This window comes from Vibrio sp. 970, from assembly GCF_033339075.1.
Genome location: NZ_JAWOTW010000050.1, coordinates 1 through 2,288, shown reverse-complemented (window position 1 = coordinate 2,288; position 2,288 = coordinate 1). Strand labels below are relative to the sequence as shown.

Annotated in this window: 1 protein-coding gene and 2 tRNA genes; all 3 read left to right on the top strand. The window is 44.0% G+C overall.

Going from position 1 to position 2,288, the window contains the following annotated elements; translation table 11 throughout:
• Window position 1: 1 nt before the first annotated feature.
• The 3 genes from R7Q11_RS24575 to R7Q11_RS24565 all read left to right on the top strand — a co-directional run bounded on the left by R7Q11_RS24575 (window position 2) and on the right by R7Q11_RS24565 (window position 2,287).
• A tRNA-Asn gene (locus R7Q11_RS24575) sits at window positions 2-77 on the top strand.
• A 275-nt stretch (window positions 78-352) separates the two neighbouring features.
• A complete protein-coding gene (locus R7Q11_RS24570) occupies window positions 353-1,978 on the top strand; it encodes a methyl-accepting chemotaxis protein (RefSeq protein WP_182038235.1) in 1,626 nt (541 codons plus the stop codon).
• 233 nt (window positions 1,979-2,211) lie between these two features.
• Window positions 2,212-2,287 (top strand) — tRNA-Phe (locus R7Q11_RS24565).
• Window position 2,288: the final 1 nt, after the last annotated feature.

Here is a 2,288-nt window from a genome sequence, read left to right as displayed (position 1 = left end):
TTCCTCCTTAGCTCAGTTGGTAGAGCGACGGACTGTTAATCCGCAGGTCGCTGGTTCGAGCCCAGCAGGAGGAGCCACTTTTAAAGCCGCATCACTTGATGCGGCTTTTTTGTATCTGCTTTATACGTCATTTCTCACTTTCCCATTTATCTGCACTTCATTTCTAAACATCAGCGAACATTAAATCCTTTCTTCAAAAACACTTATTTCACGCTAAAAATTTAATCCTCATCGTAATTTCAATACGCATTAGTATCCGAGCATATTCATCTTCACTAAGATGCCCGAGTTATTACATTTCTTCTTTTAGCTATGCCTTGCATAGTGATAACACTTTATTTGTGAGCTAAATATGAAACTAAAAACTCAAGCCTATTTATTATCTGCGATCATATTGCTAGCTCTCCTAGCTCTGACCGCAACGGGCTTATGGACACTTCGCGTCGCAAGTAACCTTGATAACAAAGCTCGAGTTACTGAGCTATTTAAAAGTGCGTACAGCATACTTACCGAAGTAGAAAAGATGGCTATCGAAGGCAAAATGCCGGAAGACGAAGCGAAAGCATTAGCCACTCGCCTACTTCGTAACAATATCTACAAAGACAACGAATACGTTTATGTCGCAGATGAAAATATGATGTTCATCGCCGCACCACTAGACCCTCAACTGCACGGAACCAGCTTCCATGACTTTAGAGATGGCAGTGGTAATAGCGTAGGCCAACTCATTCTAGATGTATTGGGGCACAAAACAGGTCAGATCGTTGAATATACCTGGAGCCAAAAACAAGCTGATGGCAGCATTGAAGAAAAACACTCGATAGCAGAAAAAACACCACACTGGGGCTGGGTTGTCGGTACAGGTATTGGCTTTAATGAAGTTAACGCACGTTTTTGGTCGACAGCACAATGGCAGCTTGTGCTGTGTCTGATTATCGCGGGAAGTATTCTAAGTGGCCTGATCATTTCGATTCGCAAAATGCTTCATCTACTTGGTGGAGAGCCTAACGACGTGCGTAAAGCAGTTCAAGCTGTCGCTCAAGGAGACATTCAGACCAGTTTTGATACTGTGGCACCGAGAGGAAGTATCTATCGTGCCGTGCAAGATATGAGTCAATCACTAGCTACCATGGTGACAAACCTAGAGAAGTCTATGCATGCACTGCGCGCAGAGTTGTCTGCCGTAGAAGCTCGATCAAATACGATTGCCGATCTTACCGTATCTCAGCAGCAATCAACGGCGATGATTGCCACTGCGATGACTGAAATGGCATCTTCAGCCAACCATGTTGCCAATTCAGCAAGCGACACCGCAAACAATACGGACGAGGCTGACAAACAAAGCCAACATACTCAGAAACTCATTCATAACACGGTTGAAAACATTCAAGGTTTAGCTTCTCAATTAAATACTGCGAGTAAAGCGGTCGCCGATCTAGATCAGGATGTAAATAATATTGTAAAAGTGCTCGATGTGATTGGTGATATTGCAGAGCAAACAAACCTATTGGCACTCAATGCAGCCATTGAAGCAGCACGTGCTGGAGAACAAGGCCGAGGCTTCGCAGTCGTTGCTGATGAGGTACGCAACCTAGCAGGACGCACACAAGACAGCACAAAAGAGATTCAGTATATGATCTCCAATCTGCAAGAAGGCTCTCGCAATGCCATTCACACAATGGAAATATGTGCAGAAACCAGTGAAAGCACTGTTACAGAGTCTAAGAATGCCTCTGAAGCTCTACAGCAAATTGTAACGGCGTTAGAATCTATCACCACAATGAGCCAGCAGATCGCTACTGCTGCCGCTGAGCAGACGCAGGTTAGCGATGATATTGCGCTACGCATAAACCTTATCGAGGAAAGCGGAGGCCAACTCAACTCTGTCGTAACCGAGAGCCAATCAAGTACTCAAAGTTTAGCTTCACTAGCGAATGAGCTAGAAGGTTGGGTAAACAAGTTCTCAGTAAAGCACTAGTTTAAAGTCAATTGTTCAATAAAAAGCACGTTTTCAGACGTGCTTTTTTGTTTTTATCGCCTTTATTTTGCAAGTGAACACACTATCAATGTTAAAACATCGCTTAAAGCATGGCGCATTGCTGCTAAAAACGCATAAAAACAGCCCACTCCGAGCACAAATTCATCAAACGATATTTTATTTTAATTTTATTGTTGACCTGAAAGCCGAAAAGCCTTTTAATACACCTCGTCGCCCGGATAGCTCAGTCGGTAGAGCAGAGGATTGAAAATCCTCGTGTCGGTGGTTCGATTCCGCCTCCGGGCACCAC

Bases quoted from the DNA above. Each gene is read 5' to 3' on its own strand.
- R7Q11_RS24570 (WP_182038235.1), top strand. From the start codon at position 353: ATGAAACTAAAAACTCAAGCCTATTTATTATCTGCGATCATATTGCTA.